Source organism: Catonella massiliensis (assembly GCF_016651435.1).
Lineage (GTDB): Bacteria > Bacillota > Clostridia > Lachnospirales > Lachnospiraceae > Catonella > Catonella massiliensis.
On the sequence record NZ_JAEPRJ010000001.1, the window covers coordinates 1,422,950 to 1,440,958 of the forward strand.

Annotated in this window: 13 protein-coding genes and 6 tRNA genes; 1 reads left to right on the forward strand and 18 read right to left on the reverse strand. The window is 38.9% G+C overall.

Annotation, left to right across the window (positions count from 1 at the left end; genetic code table 11):
• Positions 1–254 precede the first annotated feature (254 nt).
• Positions 255–818: a restriction endonuclease gene (locus tag JJN12_RS06405; protein ID WP_208428906.1), complete on the forward strand. Its 564-nt coding sequence runs from the start codon at positions 255–257 to the stop codon at positions 816–818.
• A gap of 132 nt (positions 819–950) precedes the next feature.
• On the opposite strand, the gene JJN12_RS06410 is transcribed toward JJN12_RS06405, so the two are convergent.
• From JJN12_RS06410 to JJN12_RS06495, 18 genes are all read right to left on the reverse strand, one after another.
• Positions 951–2,096, reverse strand: coding sequence for a YkvI family membrane protein (locus JJN12_RS06410; protein ID WP_208428907.1), 1,146 nt, complete (start codon positions 2,094–2,096; stop codon positions 951–953).
• A gap of 222 nt (positions 2,097–2,318) precedes the next feature.
• Entirely contained in the window at positions 2,319–3,638 is a 1,320-nt protein-coding gene (gene grdF / locus JJN12_RS06415) for a sarcosine reductase complex component B subunit beta (protein WP_208428908.1), read from the reverse strand.
• Between the two features lie 24 nt (positions 3,639–3,662).
• The gene (grdG, locus tag JJN12_RS06420) at positions 3,663–4,952 is read right to left on the reverse strand and encodes a sarcosine reductase complex component B subunit alpha (RefSeq protein WP_208428909.1); all 1,290 of its coding nucleotides are present in this window, start codon (positions 4,950–4,952) and stop codon (positions 3,663–3,665) included.
• Between the two features lie 369 nt (positions 4,953–5,321).
• Entirely contained in the window at positions 5,322–6,467 is a 1,146-nt protein-coding gene (locus JJN12_RS06425) for a YkvI family membrane protein (RefSeq protein WP_208428910.1), read from the reverse strand.
• 389 nt (positions 6,468–6,856) lie between these two features.
• On the reverse strand, positions 6,857–7,558 hold the full coding sequence (locus JJN12_RS06430) for a TetR/AcrR family transcriptional regulator (protein ID WP_208428911.1): 702 nt from the start codon (positions 7,556–7,558) through the stop codon (positions 6,857–6,859).
• A 15-nt stretch (positions 7,559–7,573) separates the two neighbouring features.
• Positions 7,574–7,963 (reverse strand): GrdX family protein, encoded by a 390-nt coding sequence (locus tag JJN12_RS06435; RefSeq protein ID WP_208428912.1) that lies wholly within the window; start codon positions 7,961–7,963, stop codon positions 7,574–7,576.
• A gap of 22 nt (positions 7,964–7,985) precedes the next feature.
• Positions 7,986–9,656, reverse strand: coding sequence for a formate--tetrahydrofolate ligase (locus JJN12_RS06440; protein ID WP_208428913.1), 1,671 nt, complete (start codon positions 9,654–9,656; stop codon positions 7,986–7,988).
• 227 nt (positions 9,657–9,883) lie between these two features.
• Positions 9,884–13,108, reverse strand: a complete 3,225-nt coding sequence (locus JJN12_RS06445; protein WP_236013719.1) for a DNA translocase FtsK — start codon at positions 13,106–13,108, stop codon at positions 9,884–9,886.
• Positions 13,109–13,252: 144 nt separating this feature from the next.
• Positions 13,253–14,596: a phosphoglucosamine mutase gene (gene glmM, locus JJN12_RS06450; protein WP_208428914.1), complete on the reverse strand. Its 1,344-nt coding sequence runs from the start codon at positions 14,594–14,596 to the stop codon at positions 13,253–13,255.
• A 10-nt stretch (positions 14,597–14,606) separates the two neighbouring features.
• Positions 14,607–15,470 carry a YitT family protein gene (locus tag JJN12_RS06455; RefSeq protein ID WP_236013721.1) on the reverse strand — a complete coding sequence of 288 codons (864 nt, stop codon included), beginning with the start codon at positions 15,468–15,470 and terminating at the stop codon, positions 14,607–14,609.
• Between the two features lie 204 nt (positions 15,471–15,674).
• A tRNA-Leu gene (locus JJN12_RS06460) sits at positions 15,675–15,756 on the reverse strand.
• Position 15,757: 1 nt separating this feature from the next.
• Positions 15,758–15,832, reverse strand: a tRNA-Gln gene (locus JJN12_RS06465).
• 34 nt (positions 15,833–15,866) lie between these two features.
• Positions 15,867–15,940 (reverse strand) — tRNA-His (locus JJN12_RS06470).
• 26 nt (positions 15,941–15,966) lie between these two features.
• Positions 15,967–16,040 (reverse strand) — tRNA-Arg (locus JJN12_RS06475).
• A gap of 30 nt (positions 16,041–16,070) precedes the next feature.
• A tRNA-Gly gene (locus JJN12_RS06480) sits at positions 16,071–16,141 on the reverse strand.
• Between the two features lie 48 nt (positions 16,142–16,189).
• Positions 16,190–16,264 (reverse strand) — tRNA-Pro (locus JJN12_RS06485).
• Positions 16,265–16,382: 118 nt separating this feature from the next.
• Positions 16,383–17,024, reverse strand: coding sequence for a ribonuclease H1 domain-containing protein (locus tag JJN12_RS06490; RefSeq protein ID WP_208428915.1), 642 nt, complete (start codon positions 17,022–17,024; stop codon positions 16,383–16,385).
• Between the two features lie 45 nt (positions 17,025–17,069).
• Positions 17,070–17,975 carry a TIGR01212 family radical SAM protein gene (locus JJN12_RS06495; RefSeq protein WP_208428916.1) on the reverse strand — a complete coding sequence of 302 codons (906 nt, stop codon included), beginning with the start codon at positions 17,973–17,975 and terminating at the stop codon, positions 17,070–17,072.
• Between the last annotated feature and the right edge of the window lie 34 nt (positions 17,976–18,009).

Genomic DNA, 18,009 nt, shown 5'->3' on the forward strand with positions numbered 1-18,009 from the left:
TAAGTGCAAATATCCATATCAGTAATTATTATATTTATCTCGGTTACTTTTTACAATATCTAATAAAGCTAAATATAATATAAAATTTGGTATATTATCGTTTGGACTTATAGAAAAAGATATTCAATTAACTTATATCATTATCACATCAAATCCCGTTAGTTTTGACACTTAGACTAAACTAGTGTATTATATTCTATCGAAAGCTTTTTCAACCAAGCTTAATAATAGATATAGATTAGTCAAGGGGAATAATGAAGATGAATAATAAGAGGTTTGAGATTTATTTCTTTTTGTTTGCCATCGTATTACTTTTGTTAATAGGCATAAGGTTTGGCGGGCTGACACCCTTTAACATAGGAATTTGTCTTGTGTTACTTGTACTTGCACCCATCCTCACAAAGATACTCGGAAAAAAATATGGAACCGAAGCTGTAGCCGAGAGCAAAATGCAAAAGGTTGAAGCTATCTCAGAGGAAGCGCTTACGGCAAAGATAACTGCACTTTATACAGGAAGAGGGTTTGCACTTGAGCCATATGAATCTGAATTCCCAGGCAGCCATTTTGTCTGTACAAGGGAAGGGACTAGAAATGGAGAGTCATTTACAGAAAGAGGTGCAGTACTTATAATAACTACCGACAATGTGATTGATATCAGTGATTTTAACAACTTTCTGACTGAAATGAAGCAAAGAGCCTGTACTCAGGGCATGATGATAACCACCTCCAGATTCTCACCTGAGGTCATTGATGCGGCTAAGGAAGCACTGGTTACACTATGGAATAGGGAGGACCTTAGAGATAATTTGAACTTGTGATTAATTACCAAAATGCAATTTTTGCTTGTAATATGCTCACAAGAGAATATATTATCTTTTCAACCACACATTATGTATACAGTGAAGAAAGCCTTGTCACCTCCTAGTGGCAGGGCTTTCTTCCGGTTTCAATTAGGCATTCTTTTTCTTGAGGAAGGTATCTTTGATATTCTTCCAAATCATGAATATAATAAGCACTGCTCCTACATAGCCATTTAATACATAAATATAATTTACAAGAACCTTAAATGGGAGGAAGAGTCCTACTACCAAACCAACAACTGCCAGCACTATAGTAAGTATCTTAAACTGACTTGTACCCTCTTTAGCAAATCTTGAAGCAGGATTGTAAAGTAGAGGCACTGCTGTTGTATAAATACCTGCAAATACAACTACTGCAAAAATAGATGAGAATGGCTTCCAGATCTTCATTGCAAGAATAAGGTTAGGAATAGCTGCATTCCATACATAAACGCTTCCGTCAGCACTTGGAGTATTGATATTTGAAATCTGTGCGAAAGAAACAAGGATGATAGCTATACAAACTGCAAGAGTACCACCGATGATACCATAGTTAAGGTTCTTCTTGGTGTTCTTTGCTCCAAGAGCAGCTGTAAAGCTTGCAAACCAAAGAAGAACGAAACCAGCGTATGAAAGACCTGAAGCAAGCCAAGTTGAACCTGCATTCTTGATTGTCTCACCATCTTTAGCACCTTCAAAAGTACCGTTTGCGATGACATCCAGACCAGCCTGAATATTGCCTCCATCTCTTATAACTGTTAAAACACCGATAGCTATACAAAGTACAACTATGATAGGACCAACTATACCAATTGCATCTACAAGTGAATTAAGTCCGCCTATAACCGTAATAGTAGTAATTACAACCAAGATTACTGCACCTACCCAAAGAGGAAGGTTATATTCCTGATTAAGAGTTGAAGCTGCACCACCAACCATTACCCAAAATGACATGTAACAGAATATTGTTGAATAATAGTCACAGAAAGTACCTACATACTTTCCGCAGTAATACTTGTAAATATCATTTGACTTCTCAAATTTTTCTTCAGCTCCAGCCTTAGCAAAGTTATAATTGTAGTAAAGGAAAGCTACAAAGAAAACAAGCAAAGCCAAAAGTCCTTTAACACCATAAGCTGTATAATACTGAATGATTTCCTGACCGGTTGCAAAGCCTGAACCAATCGTAAAGGCAATAACAGCACCAGCAAGAATTATAACTCTTTTCCAACTTACTGCATTATTATCTTGTCCCATATTTTATACCCCACTATGTAATTATTTAAATAATTGCGTCTCCGAAAAGCAGATTAATCAAATCCAACCGACCTCCCCTCAAACTATCACAGCTGGGACTGAAACTGTCTGCAGGCCAAAATACGGATACACGGATTCAATTAACAAAACAGCCCGGATTCTACGATACAACCTTTATAAGATTATGTTCATATCTATAAATCCGGGCCTATATCATTTTAATTAGAAGTTGTCAGTTTCAAATACAGTCTGCTCTGTAACAGGTGTCTGTAAAGTTTTAAGAGCTCTTCTAACCATTCTCTTACGAATCTTCTTGGAATCAACCTCACCCTGTGTAGGATCTCCAAGTGGATAAGGAATACCAACACCAGGAATGATTCTGTTAGCACCAATTGTAAGTGAAATAGGAACTACTGTAGCCATATGTACTACCGGAATACCATATCTCTCGATACCTTTAACCATCGTTGCACCGCAACGTGTACAGGTGCCTCACGTGCTGACAAGAATAACAGCGTCTACGTGGTCATCAACAAGTATCTTACCAATCTCAGTTCCCATCTTTGCAGCAGAACCTGTAGCGGTACCTGTACCTGTTGTGGTAAAGAATGTATTGTAAAGCTCGCCAAACTCTCCGTCAGCTTCCAGCTCTCTAAGTACATCAAGAGGTACTACAAGGTTAGGATTCTCCATAACAAACTGTCTGTCGTATCCACCATGTATTGTTGTAAAATCCTTTGGTGAAAGTGACTGCATTCCTTCGATTGAATATGCTCCATACTTGGTAGCATTTGAAGACTCAATGTGATCAGGGTTGCCCTGTGGAACCACACCACCGGATGTAACGATAGCAATCTTAGCTTTCTTTATATCCTTAACAGGAGCTGCCGGATCAACTCTATCAAACTTAGGCATAGGAAGGTCTGTAGTAAACTCCTCGCCCTTCATCTTCTTAACAAGCATCTTGATAGCTCTTGCAGAACCTCTTTCCTCTGCAAAGTAGTTAACACGGATACCTCTCTCGTGATAGCCTTCTTCAACAGGTCCTAAAATCTCTTCACCTGTAGCAAGCTTCTTGATAAGAGTAGCAAGATTACCGACAGACTTCTTCATTGTAGCTGCAGAATTACCTGTCTTAACTGTAATAATATCCTTACGGAACATATCAACGCCAGGATTCTCCTCATAAGAAGCTGTAATAACCTTACATCCAAGTCTTTCTTCAACAGCCTTACAGATAGTACCACAGGCAACACCGTAACGGCCTGCGTTAAATGATGGGCCTGCTACGAATACGTCAGGATTGTATTTCTTAACCATTTCAACTATTATATCAGTTGCTGTGTCAAGATTTTCTCCGAAATAGTTATCACCACAGATTACCGTAGCTACTATCTGATAGTCATCGCCAAGCTCAGCCTGAAGCGCCAAACCAGGTCCAATAACTTCTTCTCTTACTTCCGGCTTAAAGTCGGCTTTGTCTTCACCACCGATGCCGGCAAAGAACTGGTTTATATAATGTACAATTTTATACTTTGCCATCTCATTTCCCTCCATAATTATTAATTAATAGCCTCTTGCTGCAAGCGTATTGAATCCGTTAGCAATTGTAGAAGCAATGATAATCTGAATCTCAGCCTCAAATGAGCCATCTGGGTTAACGCATCCAGCCCATCCACCAATCTGATTCTCGATATAATCCATAGTACCGATTATCTTGTCCATCTTAGGGAACTGTAATGTCATATTACCCTGTCCACAAGATGCAAGAGCATTTGCCTCATCGCAAACGTCTGCAAGAGACTGGCTCTTTCCGTCTTTTCCAGGGAATTCATCTGTTATAAGAACAACGTCTACACCCTTTCTCTGAACCTTCTTACAGTTCATCATAAGGTCTGTGTCAGGGTTACCATAGCCTTCCTCTGTAATAAGAACACCGTCAAGTCCCATCCACTCAGCGAGCTTTGCTACCATATCAGAATGTCTTTCCTTATCAGCAAGGAATACGTTCTCATTGGTTAAGATAACGCCCATAAAGTTTATGTCTTTTCCGTGATGCTTGAAGCAATCTTCAATAACAGGATTGTGGAAATGATGATATGTTGTAACCTTATCACAAGGAGCAACGCAGTTACCGGATACGATAGCACCGTCCATAATCTCCTGTGGATACATATAGGTAGGAATGAACTGCTTAGCATCTACTCCGTAGTAATATGTGTCATGGAGAAGTCCCTGTGACTGAAGCATGTGAACGTAACCAACCTTTGGAAGATCAGGATACATTGCAGCCTGCTCAAATATAGGCTTTGTCTCAAATGTCTCAAGTGTATCAGGCTCAACTTCTTTTCCTGCCTCCCCAAGATAAGCAGCAACCTTAAGACCTGCCATACGGCCCGCCTTCTCATATACGTGAGTCTCTAATCCTTCCTGAGGCTCGATTACTACACAAAGGTTAACTGTTTTTGAGAATGGGCAGTAATCAGCAGCAACGCCGCTCATATCGATTACACCTTCCTGGAAACCAACAATTCTTCCTACAGTAACCACACAGCAGCCATCAAGAGCATGGGTTCTTCCTTCACCAACTGTAGGACTAACTTTTCCGATAACACCAGGGAAGATGTTGCCGCCACCGCTTACTTTTACTCTTGGCTCAATTACATCCTTAACAGGAGTAATTCTTGTCTTCTCTCCCGGTCTTGCGATATCAAGCTTGCAGCCTTTGAGCTTATCGTCTTCAAGAACAAGCTTCTCTACTTCTTCTTTATTAACGTAGAGAACGTGATCTTTTACATAAGTCTTGTCTGCGAACTGGATATCATCGATTCTGATTTTTCCAAGTTCCAATTTCATAGGTAAATCCCTCCTTATATAATTTTAGTAATCACGATAACTTATTTATAAAAATAAAAAATATTTGATTGATACAAATAATTTTTTATCGCGATAACATCTTGCTAAAAAAAATTAATTCTTAGACTTCCGTTATCTTATATAATCATGATAACTTGTGACATGTATATAATATACAATTTTTTATAAATTTTCAAGCATTAATTGTTAATTAATCCAAGTTTGGCAATTTAACGAAATCACCCCACGAAAACCGCATATTTCCGTAGGGTGATTCTTAAATTTTTGTGCAATTTTTACAATAAATCGTCTTATTTATTGCTTTTATCTATAAGTGAACTTAGGATTCCAACTACTTAATTGTATAAATCAGGCCTCTTTTTTCTTTAAAAAAGTATCTTTGATATTCTTCCATAACATAAATACAATGAGTAATGCTCCTACATAACCATTTAATACATAAATATAATTTACAAGCATCTTAAATGGTAAGAAGAGTCCTACTATAAGGCCGATAATAGCAAGCACAATTGTAAGTATCTTGAACTTAGGTGTACCCTCTTTAGCAAATCTTGAAGCAGGATTGTAAAGAAGAGGCACAGCTGAAGTATAAATACCTGCAAATACTATTACAGCAAAAATAGCTGAAAATGGTTTCCATACCTTCATTGCAAGAATGAGATTTGGAATGGCTGCATCCCATACATGTATGCTTCCATCTGCATTAGGTGTATTGATATTGGCTATCTGTGCAAAAGAAATAAGCGCAATAGCAACGGATACTGCAATTGTTCCACCTATTATACCATAATAAAGATTCTTCTTGCTATTCTTTGTACCAAGTGCTGCCATAAAGCTCGCAAACCAAAGAAGAGCGAAGCCTGAGTAAGAAAGTCCAGATATAAGCCAGTTAGGACCTGCATTTTTAATGGTCTCACCTGCTTTTGCTCCTTCAAAGGTTCCATTTTTAATAGCATCAAGTCCTGCCTGGATATCACCACCATCTCTAAAAAGAGTAATGATACCGATTGCTATACATATTACAACTATAATTGGTCCAACTAATCCTATCGCATCTACCAAAAATTCAAGTCCGCCTGCAACAGTAATAGCGGTTAAAGCTACTAAGATTACAGCTCCTATCCAAAGAGGAAGTCCATATTCCTGATTAAGTGTTGAAGCTGCACCACCTACCATTACCCAAAATGACATATAGCAAAAGATTGTCGAATAATAGTCACAAAAGGTACCTACATATTTTCCGCAGTAAAATCTGTAAATATCATTGGCTTTTTCAAAATGCTCTTCTGCTCCCGCTTTTGCAAAGTTGACATTGTAATATAGAAAAGTTCCGAAAAATACTGCCAATGTTAAAAGTCCCTCAACTCCATATGCAGTATAATACTGAATTATCTCCTGTCCGGTAGCAAAGCCTGAGCCTATCTGGAAGGCTATTACTGCACCTGCAAGGATTAAAACTCTTTTCCAACTAAACGCATTATGTTCTTGTTTCATACGTACCTCTCGTTTGATTATTATTTTTAAGGTAAAATATAGTTCTGTGAGATAATGTAATCATTATCCCGGCCGTGGCATCATAGGCTAATCCTCCTTTAACAAAATTAATCCCAGGATATCCTCTTAAAGCATAATGAATTAGTTATTACAAATCTAACTAAATAAGCTTACATCATACCAAAAATACAATATCTGGTTCATCTACATGTTACATAATTTTTAGGTATTAATCAATAGTTTTTAGTAATTTTTTATTAATTATTTCAACTTTTTATAGCGCAATAAAATCCGCCATCTACGACAATTCATTGTGGATGGCGGATTTAGATAAAAGTCTATTATTCAATATTAAAACTCAATTTGCAATTTTTTGCAAAAATTCGTATTTATTTGCAAGATTTTGCAATTACGGTTTTATAGCCTGTGTAACCTTTCAAATCTGAGGCAAGAGCCTTAACCGCAAGTTCACAATCATATATATAATCCCAAACATATTTATTGATTGTCTCTTCATCAGTGATTTTATTATCCATGATTGTTTTTAGATATCCCTTATATAATAAACACACAATTCTGTTAAGCATAACAGCATTGTCATAAGTAATGGCATCATCAGCTATACAAAGCTTACACATCTCAAAATCTCTCCCCAAAAACTCAGGATTGGTAAGCATTGCCTGAAATGATGTCGATGATTCATCAATTTCCTCAGGAAACATTCGATAATACTCCCCTATGGCTTCACTAAGTGCTGTCTCATAGTTGTTAAAAAACAGCAGATTGTAAGCTAGCGGCTTTCTGAATGCTTCCATACAGTAGCAATACCAAACCCCCACATATCTTTCCCATACATTACTCCATACCTTCTCAGCGGTATTTAGAGAAGTAATATAATTTTTAAGTTCAGCTAACTGAGCAAAGTAGATGAGTTCATCACGATTTGCAAAATACCTGTACAGATTTGCTGATGAACACTTCATTTCCTTAGCCAGTTTTCTTATTGAAACAGAATCGATACCTTCTCTTTTAATCATTTCATTGGCTTTTATTATATAGTCTTTTCTATTGAGGCCTTTAAAATAATCCATTCTGAATCGCTCCTTTTAACATATCCTTGGAATTACATTTTCAATTACTGATAAGTCAATTGTCTTGAAGTCATTTGCTACATCCTCCGGATAGCTCTCGGGGCTCTTCGCAATACCCTGCCACTGTCTAAATGTCTCCACGCATTTTTCAATAAGCATTATATCTTCTGTATTATCTTCACCTTCTTTTGGATAAATGATAATCGAGCGGTAAAGTGTCTGATTAGGCTTAAGGCTTGAGGCCTGAGGGTGAGTGAGCAGTTTATTGCCCGAATATACCATATCCCTTGTCTTTATCATCACTTCCTCGTAGTCCTTACACATGATACAATGTATCTTGTCTCCGAATTTATCAACTACTCTGTCATTATTTGTAAGCAAAATTGCCTTTTCTATCTCCCACATCTTAAAAACTCCTTAATAATATTTAAAACAGTCCAACTATATTGCCGTCATCATCCACATCAATGTTAAATGCTGCAGGTGTCTTTGGAAGTCCCGGCATAGTCATAATATTGCCTGTAAGCACTACCACAAAGCCTGCTCCGGCTGATACATAAGCCTCCCTTACAGTCACTCTAAAGCCCTCAGGTCTTCCAAGGAGAGCTGCATTATCTGAGAGCGAATACTGTGTCTTTGCCATACATACAGGGAAGTGGCCAAATCCAAGTTCTTCAATCTTTTTAATCATCTTATCAGCAGCAGACGCAAAGTCCACTCCTGATGCTCCATAAATTTTAGTACATATTGCTTCTATTTTTTCTTTGATAGAAAGTTCATCTCCATAGATAGGCGCATAATTAGAAGTCTTTGACTCGATTGTTGCAATTATTTTCTTTGCAAGCTCCTCACCACCAAGACCGCCTTTTTCCCAAACTTCTGCAAGTTCAAAGTCACATCCTCTATCCTCACAAAAATCTTTTACGAATTTGAGCTCTGCTTCTGTGTCTGAGACAAACTTATTAAGTGTTACTACAACAGGAACGCCGAACTGCTTCAGATTCTCAATATGCTTTTCAAGGTTTACTATTCCCTTTTTAAGTGCATCAAGGTTCTCTGCTCCAAGCTCCTTCTTATCCACTCCTCCATTGTACTTAAGAGCCCTTATAGTAGCTACAAGAACCACTACAGATGGCTTAAGTCCTGCCATACGGCATTTGATATCCAAGAACTTCTCAGCACCAAGGTCAGCACCAAAACCTGCTTCTGTGATAACATAATCAGCAAGTTTAAGGGCTGTCTTTGTTGCCCTTACTGAGTTACAGCCATGGGCTATATTGGCAAATGGCCCACCATGAACAATAGCAGGGCTATGCTCTATAGTCTGAATAAGATTTGGCTTGATTGCCTCTTTAAGAAGAGCCGCCATAGAGCCGACTGCATTCAAATCTCCTGCGGTAACAGGCTTGCCATCGAAGCTATAGGCTACAATTATACGTGAAAGTCTCTCTTTTAAGTCCTTCATATCATTTGCAAGACAGAGAACAGCCATTATTTCAGAGGCAACCGTAATTACAAAGTGATCCTCTCTAACCACACCGTCAGCAGATGACCCCAGTCCTACCACTACATTTCTAAGTACCCTGTCGTTCATATCAAGACAGCGTTTCCAAACTATCTGATTGGTATCTATTCCTAGGGCATTACCCTGTTTTATGTGGTTATCAAGTAAGGCTGAAAGCAAATTGTTGGCAGAGGTAATTGCATGAAAATCACCGGTAAAATGGAGATTTAAATCCTCCATAGGCACTACCTGTGCATAGCCTCCGCCTGCTGCTCCGCCTTTTACTCCAAAACAAGGTCCAAGAGAAGGCTCTCTAAGTGCTATTACAGCCTTTTTGCCAAGTCTTTCAAATGCCTCACCAAGGCCTACGGTGACCGTTGTCTTTCCTTCACCCGCAGGGGTAGGATTGATAGCAGTAACAAGAATCAGCTTTCCATCTTCATTGTCTTTAATCCTGTCCCAAAGCTCATCCGAGAGCTTAGCCTTATACTTTCCGTATAATTCAAGCTCGTCTAAGGAAATGCCAAGCTTTTCAGCTACTTCTCCAATAGGCTTCATCACCGCTTCTTTAGCTATTTCAATATCAGTTTTCATAAATCCCGTCCCCTTTTCGGTTTTTTAGTTTAATACTTGTTACTTATAATACAATTGTCAAAAGCAGATAAATAATATTTGGATTTGCTTGTAAAAGAGTTTAATAGCTTTTGATACCCAAATATACTTATAAATATCTTGCACAGCTTAATCATAACTAATAAATGCTCTATGTGTCAATTCAAAAAAAGTGCTCATTTTATAGCTATTAATGTCAAAAAATCTAATCAGTGTCTTGACATTATGAAAGCTTCAAAATCATCCTTACTCATAAGCACCTTTCGAGGCTTGGTTCCATCCTCAGCACTTACTACTCCTGCTTCAGCAAGCTGATCCATGATTCTGGCTGCCCTGTTGAAGCCTATTCTGTACACCCTTTGAAACATACCTATAGAAGCCTTATCTTTGTCTATTACCAGTTTCCCGGCTTCTTCAAAATACGCATCAAAGCCGTCATCCTCTTCAGCAGGTGTATTTCCTTCCTTAATGCTCTCAACCTGAGCAGCTGCGTTTACCTGCTCTGTAATATCAGCCGCCTTGTGAGCAGGATCATTGTTTTCTTTGATGAATTCAACTACATCAGAGACCTCATTATCCGAAACAAAGGCTCCCTGAACCCTCACTGGCTTAGGATATCCAGAAGGGAAGAATAGCATATCCCCCTTACCTAAGAGCTTTTCGGCCCCTGCTCCGTCAAGAATTGTCCTCGAATCCACCTGAGACGATACAGCAAAGGCTATTCTTGAAGGTACATTTGCCTTAATAAGACCTGTGATGACATTTACACTTGGGCGCTGGGTTGCAATTACAAGATGGATACCTGCTGCTCTTGCAAGCTGAGCCAGACGGCATATAGCTTCTTCAACCTCCTTTGATGAAACCATCATAAGGTCAGCAAGCTCGTCTACTATTATCACTATCTGAGGCATCCATTCAGGCGAATCTTTTCCTACCTTTTTGTTAAAGCCCTTTATTTCTCTAACCTTCATGTCGGAGAAAAGCTTGTAACGCCTGTTCATTTCCGCAACTGCCCAGTTAAGAGCTGCTGCCGCCTTCTTAGGATCTGTTACTACAGGAAGCAAAAGATGAGGTATTCCGTTATATACAGAAAGCTCAACCACCTTAGGATCCACCATAATAAGCTTGACCTCACTAGGCTTTGCCTTGTAAAGTATACTCATAATAAGCGTATTGATGCATACTGACTTTCCTGAGCCTGTTGCACCGGCAATTAGAAGATGAGGCATCTTTGCTATATCAGATATCATAGTCTGCCCGCCTATGTCCTTACCCACAGCAAAGGCAAGCTTTGACTGGTGTTCATTAAAGTCTTTATTCTCAATCAAATCTCTAAAGTACACCATCAGGTTCTTTTTATTAGGTACTTCAATTCCGACTGCTGCCTTTCCCGGAATCGGTGCCTCTATACGAATATCAGCTGCCGCAAGATTTAACTTAATGTCATCAGTAAGTGCAGTTATCTTGCTTACCTTAACCCCCTGTTCAGGCTGAAGCTCATACCTTGTTACAGATGGGCCACAGCTGACATCAGTTACCTTTACATTTACTCCAAAGGCAGTCAGGGTTTCCTGAAGTTTTCTTGCAGTTTCGTGTAGCTCTTCATCACTTATTCCCTCATCATCACTCTCAGCCTTGCTTAGTAGACTAATTGGCGGAAATACATAAGGCTTAGGAGGTGCAGGTGGATTGGCAACTGATATATCCGGAATAAGCGGCTCTATGCCATCATCTCTTCTCTCTTTTATAGGGCTGTTACTATTTTCAGGAATATTTGAAATGTCTGTAGAGATTGCACTATTATTACCACCATCACCAAATGAAGACTCAAGCGCTTTATTGCCGGTTATGGTTTTCTTTTCAAGGAGCCTCTCTTTTTCAATTTCAAGAATAGACCTTTGAGGAACTAGCTCTTCTTCATCCTCATCATCCAGCAAATCTTCATATTCGTCTATATCATCTTCAAAATCGCTCTCATCCGTTTCGTAGTAATTTTTATCAAGCTTATGAGAGCTTACTTCATTTTCCGCTTCATCCTCTAAATCTTCCTTATCCTCTTCTTCAATCAAAGCTTCAGCCTTTACTTCAGGCTCTTCTATACCTCCAAGCTCTGATTTATAATCAGACTCTGCTATACCACTAGGCTCTGTTATAGTATCAAGCCCTTCATCAATCTTTCCTTCTTCTCCTTCCGGCTTCCACAAACCTTCACCATCACCGAACTTATCATTGATTTCTTTTAAGTAAAACTCATCTTCTTTGCCCTCAGAAATCTTCTTATCCTCATTTGCCCTATGAATCAGAAAAGAAAGCTGAGATTTTTCTGTCTCGCCTACCTCCTTTACTTCTACCTCTTTGTTAATATCAACAGCTTCCTCTGTTGTTTTTTGATTTTCACGGGCAGCCTCTTTCTTTTCAGACACTTTAGCTTCTCCGATAGGAGCATCATCTACAGTCTCTTTATCCATATCTGCAGACTTCTCCTTTGTAGCTGCTTCTTCCTCTTCTTTCTTAGCTTCTTCCTGCTTTGCAGTCTCCTCAAGCTTCTTCTTGTTCTCTATATTTGCCTTAATCCTCTCCTGAATAATCTCTTCGGAAATGGCCCTCTTTCTATCCATTTCCTCCTGTCTAAGCCTCTCATCCTCTTCGGCTCTGGCCTGTCTTATTCTCTCTCTTTCAGCCCTTCTTATTTCTCTTAGCTCTTTTCTTCTGGCTAACTTCTCCTCCGCCTTTGCCCTGGCGTCAAGCATAGCCTCATTCTTATATTCCGCTATAGTCTCTCTGGTTTCTGTCACCCTGTCGTTTATAACAGAGGTTATGAGCCTTCCCGTTAAATAAATAACAAACATTATAATTATCGCTATTAGCAAAAGGTATGCTCCTACCTGGGCAAGCCCAAGATTAAATATCTTAGCAAGAGCACCTCCGAGGAAGCCTCCTCCGTTTTTATTATCCACAGACATCGTGTATAGAGATTTCCAAGGAATGTCACTTAGGTCTCCATATGACGCAAGCTCAAATATACCACCAAAGGCTAAAAGCAGGCCTGCACTTGCCATAACTTTATTTCTAACCCTCTTATTGCCTACATTAGCCAACATAAAAATAGACGCAAAGAAAACATAGAATGGAAATATCCATGTAATCACACCTATGCAGCCAAAAAGAAAGCTATTAATACCTCTTCCTACAGGTCCAACCAGATTAAAATTTGAAAGTAAAAGTACAATTGAGATGACACTGGTAAATATGAATAATAATTCATATTTGTTCTCTGATAAAAAGCCTTCTCTTTCAACTTTAACCTGCTTATTACGTGTAGTTCTCTTTGTACCTGTCTTCTTTCCTACAGTCTTCTTTGTAGAATTCCTGCTATTGCCGCTTTTTCTATTACCTTTGTTTGCTGTTTTTTTTCTATTATTATTCCCTGCCATTTTTACCTCACATTAAGCATAAAGAAACAGTTATCGCCTCAAAAGCGTAACTGTTTCAATAATATATCAATTCTCAAGTTTTTTCAATGGTATAGGACATTTTACTTAAGCTTTTTAATATAAAGATTAGGTTTGACACTTATATCATAAAATATAGCCACAAGCTTTAATAGCATCGATTATTTTGTCCGCTGCCTCTTTACATTTCTCATCACTTCCTGCTTCTACCATAACTCTTATAAGAGGTTCAGTGCCACTTTTTCTAAAAAGCACTCTTCCATCGCCATTAAGCCCTGCCTCAGCCTCATCCGCAGCTTTAAGAACCTTTTCATCATTCATTACGAGGTCCTTATCAGTGACCTTTAAGTTCACAAGAAGCTGAGGATATACCTTAAAGCCTTCTGTAAGCTCTGATATCCTCTTCTTACTGATAAGCATTGCATCCATTATTTTAAGTGAAGTAAGTACTCCATCTCCTGTAGTTGCATACTTTCCAAAGATAATGTGTCCTGACTGTTCCCCACCTAAGGAATAGCCATTTGCAACCATATTTTCACTCACATACTTGTCGCCTACATCTGTCTTTTCATATTTAATTCCAAGCTTATCAAAAGCCTTATATAGCCCCATATTGGACATTACAGTTGTAACTACTGTATCGTTGTCAAGCTCACCCTTGTGTTTAAGGTATGAACCACAGATGTAGAGAATAGCATCACCGTCTATAATATTACCGTTTTCATCTACAGCAAGGCATCTGTCCGCATCTCCGTCATATGCAAAGCCTATATCAAGATTCTTCTCTCTAACGAACTCCTGAAGCTTCTCTATGTGGGTTGAACCGCATTCAGTGTTGATATTAGTACCATCAGGGTCTGCATTTATAACATAGGTCTTAGCTCCAAGTGCCTTAAATACTGCAGTTGCTATCTGATGTGCAGAACCGTTTGCACAGTCCAGTCCCACTCTCACATCCTTAAAGGATTTGGTAGGAAGTGAAATAAGATATCCCAGATATCTGTTTCTTCCAAGCACATAGTCAACAGTTCTGCCGATATTCTCTCCAGTTGCAAGAGGAATATTATCTTCTTCTTTGTCAATGTATTCTTCTATAAGAGCCTCAACCTCAGCCTCTAGCTTATAACCATTTCCGTTTATTATCTTTATACCGTTGTCGTAGAAAGGATTGTGGCTTGCAGATATCATAATACCGCAGTCAAATTCCTCTGTTCTTACCACATAGGAAACACTCGGCGTACTTGTAACGTGCAAAAGATAAGCATCTGCCCCACTTGCGGTAAGTCCTGCTGCAAGGGCATATTCAAACATATAGCTTGACCTTCTGGTATCTTTACCGATTACTATCTTTGCCTTATGCTCCTTACCGTAGTAATACCCTAAGAATCTTCCAACCTTAAATGCGTGATTAACTGTTAATCCTACATTAGCTTCTCCTCTGAATCCGTCTGTCCCAAAGTATTTTCCCATAGATTCTCTCCTATATTCTCATAAATCCTTTTCCAACAATTTCACTTGTACTTGTAATTATAATGAAAGCAGTAGGCTCGGTTTCTCTAATGAAATTTCTTAAAAGAACCGCCTGTCTTCTGTTAACTACAGTAAGCACCATAAACTTATGCTGTCCTAAATACGCACCCTTAGCATCAACTACAGTGGCAGAACGGTTTAATTCCTTACCTATAAACTTTGTTATAGGCTCGTGATCATTACAAACAATATTAATATACTTACAAAGATTGATGCTTTCAATTACGTTATCAATAACAAGAGCCTTTACGCCAAGACCAAGCATCGACATAAGTCCTGTCTTGATTCCGTAAATAGGAAAGGTAAGGGCTGCAAGTATACAGTCAGCAGACATAAGTGCGACTCCTATGTTCATAGAGGTATACTTTTTAAGCAACATAGCCAGTATATCGGTTCCTCCGGATGAGGCACCTATATTAAACAATATGGCACTGCCTATGGCAGGAAGAAAAATAGCATATACAAGTTCCATTATTGTTTCATTGGTCAGAGGCCCCGTAAGCGGAGCAATGTACTCAAGTCCCTGCAGTGAGAATGACATAACCAGAGAACAATACACTGTTTTTAGTCCAAATTCTTTTCCGAGAAAAATAAATCCTATTATAAGGAGCAAAACATTGAAGATAACTACAATATTTCCCTTGGTTAAAACTCCAACGGTATACTTTGATAAAATAACCGCTATACCTGTAGCTCCTCCGAAAGAAAAGTTATTTGGAAACTTAAAGAAATAAATACCAATTACCATAATCTCGATACCAATGGTCATCCAGATAAATTCTTTCAGGCTGAACTTTTTCATCAAGTCTTTCATCACTGCTCTCCTATTTGCAAGCAATATTTTTGTTGTCTTATCCCTAAAGTTTCTTATAGCAGATACTTTTAACGAATAAGAATGATATAGAGCCGCCATAGCTTCTCTTATCAAAATAAGTCTACATCGAAGTTTTAATTTCGATACTTGAACATTATATAAAAAAACCGAACTTCATGCAAGATGCAATAAAGTCCGGTAGTCTGCGGATAACAGGAGTTGAACCTGCACGGGGGTTCCCACCAGAACCTAAATCTGGCGCGTCTGCCAATTCCGCCATATCCGCATGGCTGGGCTAGCCGGATTCGAACCGTCGATGCGGGAGTCAAAGTCCCGTGCCTTAACCGCTTGGCTATAGCCCAAAAAATACAAAGACTCTCGCCTTTGCACTCTAAGGGTGGGTAGAGGGACTCGAACCCTCGGTATCCAGAACCACAATCTGGCGCGTTAACCAACTACACTATACCCACCATATATATAATCCGACTAGCTTAAGTGTACCGAAAGGGATTCGAACCCCCGACACACGGCTTAGAAGGCCGTTGCTCTATCCAACTGAGCTATCGGTACAAACCCATTTTGAATAATAATCAAAATGAAAGCGGGTGATGGGAATCGAACCCACGTATCCAGCTTGGAAGGCTGGTGTTCTACCATTGAACCACACCCGCAAAACAAGTAATATTTACTTTTCGCTTATTACAAAACTTAGAAACAAGTCGGGGTGACAGGATTCGAACCTGCGACCCCTTGATCCCAAATCAAGTACTCTAGCCAAACTGAGCCACACCCCGAAATTTCTTAAGTGTTTTGCAATCAAGCAAGGAATATTATACATGAATTAACTTATGATGTCAACACTTTTTTAATATTTTTTATTGTTTTATTTTATGAGAATTTTACACTTTTTGTCTACTCAATTCCAAGTGCTTTTTTAGCCAGCCCATCAGCTATCTCATTATATTCATCACCTGAATGGCCCTTGACTTTGATAAAATGAACCTTAAGCTTATCTTTTATACCATCATAAAACTGCTTATATGCTACGGTTCCTGCCTTATTGGTCTTCCACTCTCCCAGACACCAGCTTGCTATCCCCTGATAATCGTGGTAGATACTTAATGATGTATAGCCATTGTCTAACGCATATTGCATGGCAAGTTCAGAAGCTTTTATCTCTCCCGCCACATTCCTCATTGTTGCAAGCTCTTCATCCTCGTAGGCTTTTGATATTTCAGCTATTACCTCTCCGTCTTTAAGTATAATACAGCCACAGCCAAAAATCTTCCCACTGCTAAAACTTCCATCCACATAAGCGGTTATTTCACTATCAGAGGGCTCTGCCTGTATATTTTCATCATTATTATCACTTGCTGCATCAGTGTTAGGAGCAGATAATCCGCCCCTTAAAAAGTCTTCCGCATCCTGCTTTTCTACAAATCCCTTATATATAGCCCCTTTATAGCCTATAACCTGAGCCTTACAGTCCTCCCAAGTCTTATATATACCGGGAGTCTTTCCTATTCTTACCGCATAATAATTATTCTTTGCCATTTTTTTCTCCAATAAGTATTTTGTTTAACTACAATTAATTTAATATCATCTTTTAGCTTCTCTAATAGCCTTATTTATGGTATTTAGCACCCTTTTCTTATCAGCGCTCCACAGTGGCTCTACCAGAAGCCTCTTATCTCCGTCTCCCGTCATCCTGTGAATCACCACGCTTTCAGGCAGGATTCTCAGACAGTTTATAAGAATTTCAGTATATTCATCAAGGCTTAGTATCTTAAAAGGCTTTTCCCTATATTCCCTCTCTAGTCTGGTATTCTTTAATATATGGAGGAGGTGGAGCTTTATTCCGTCTAACTTAGGATTGAGATTTGCTAAATACCTGACAGTTTCATACATATCTTTATCCGTTTCGCCCGGTAAGCCTAAAATCACATGGACTATCACTTCAATATTTCTCTTTTTAAGCTCTATATAAGCCTTATTAAAGACGGACAAACTATAGCCCCTGTTAAATGCCTTTGCGCTGTCTTCGTGAATCGTCTGTAAGCCAAGTTCTATCCATACAGGTTTTATTTTATTAAGCTCGTTAAGCAGGTCAAGCATATCATCTTCCAAGCAGTCAGGCCTTGTTCCTATAGATAGGGCGGCAATCTCATCTCTTAAGATAGCAGTCTTAAAAATCCTGCCAAGTCTGTCTACATCTCCGTAAGTATTGGTAAATGACTGAAAATACGCAATATACTTCTTGTCTTCTTCCTTTATGTCCTTTGGAAATTTGCTTTTCACCCTATCTTTTGCCTCTTCAAGCTGTTCTTCTATCGGCTTTACCTTGGTGGCAAATTCCCCGGAACCGCCCTCAGAGCAAAAGCTGCAACCACCTCTTCCTGCCCTTCCATCCCTGTTTGGGCAACTACATCCTGTGGATAAAGACAACCTATATACCTTTGTGCCAAACTTTTCTTTGCAATAGTCTGACAGAGTCCTTATTATCATCTAACATTCTCCTAGTCCATGCTTTCCAGTAGCT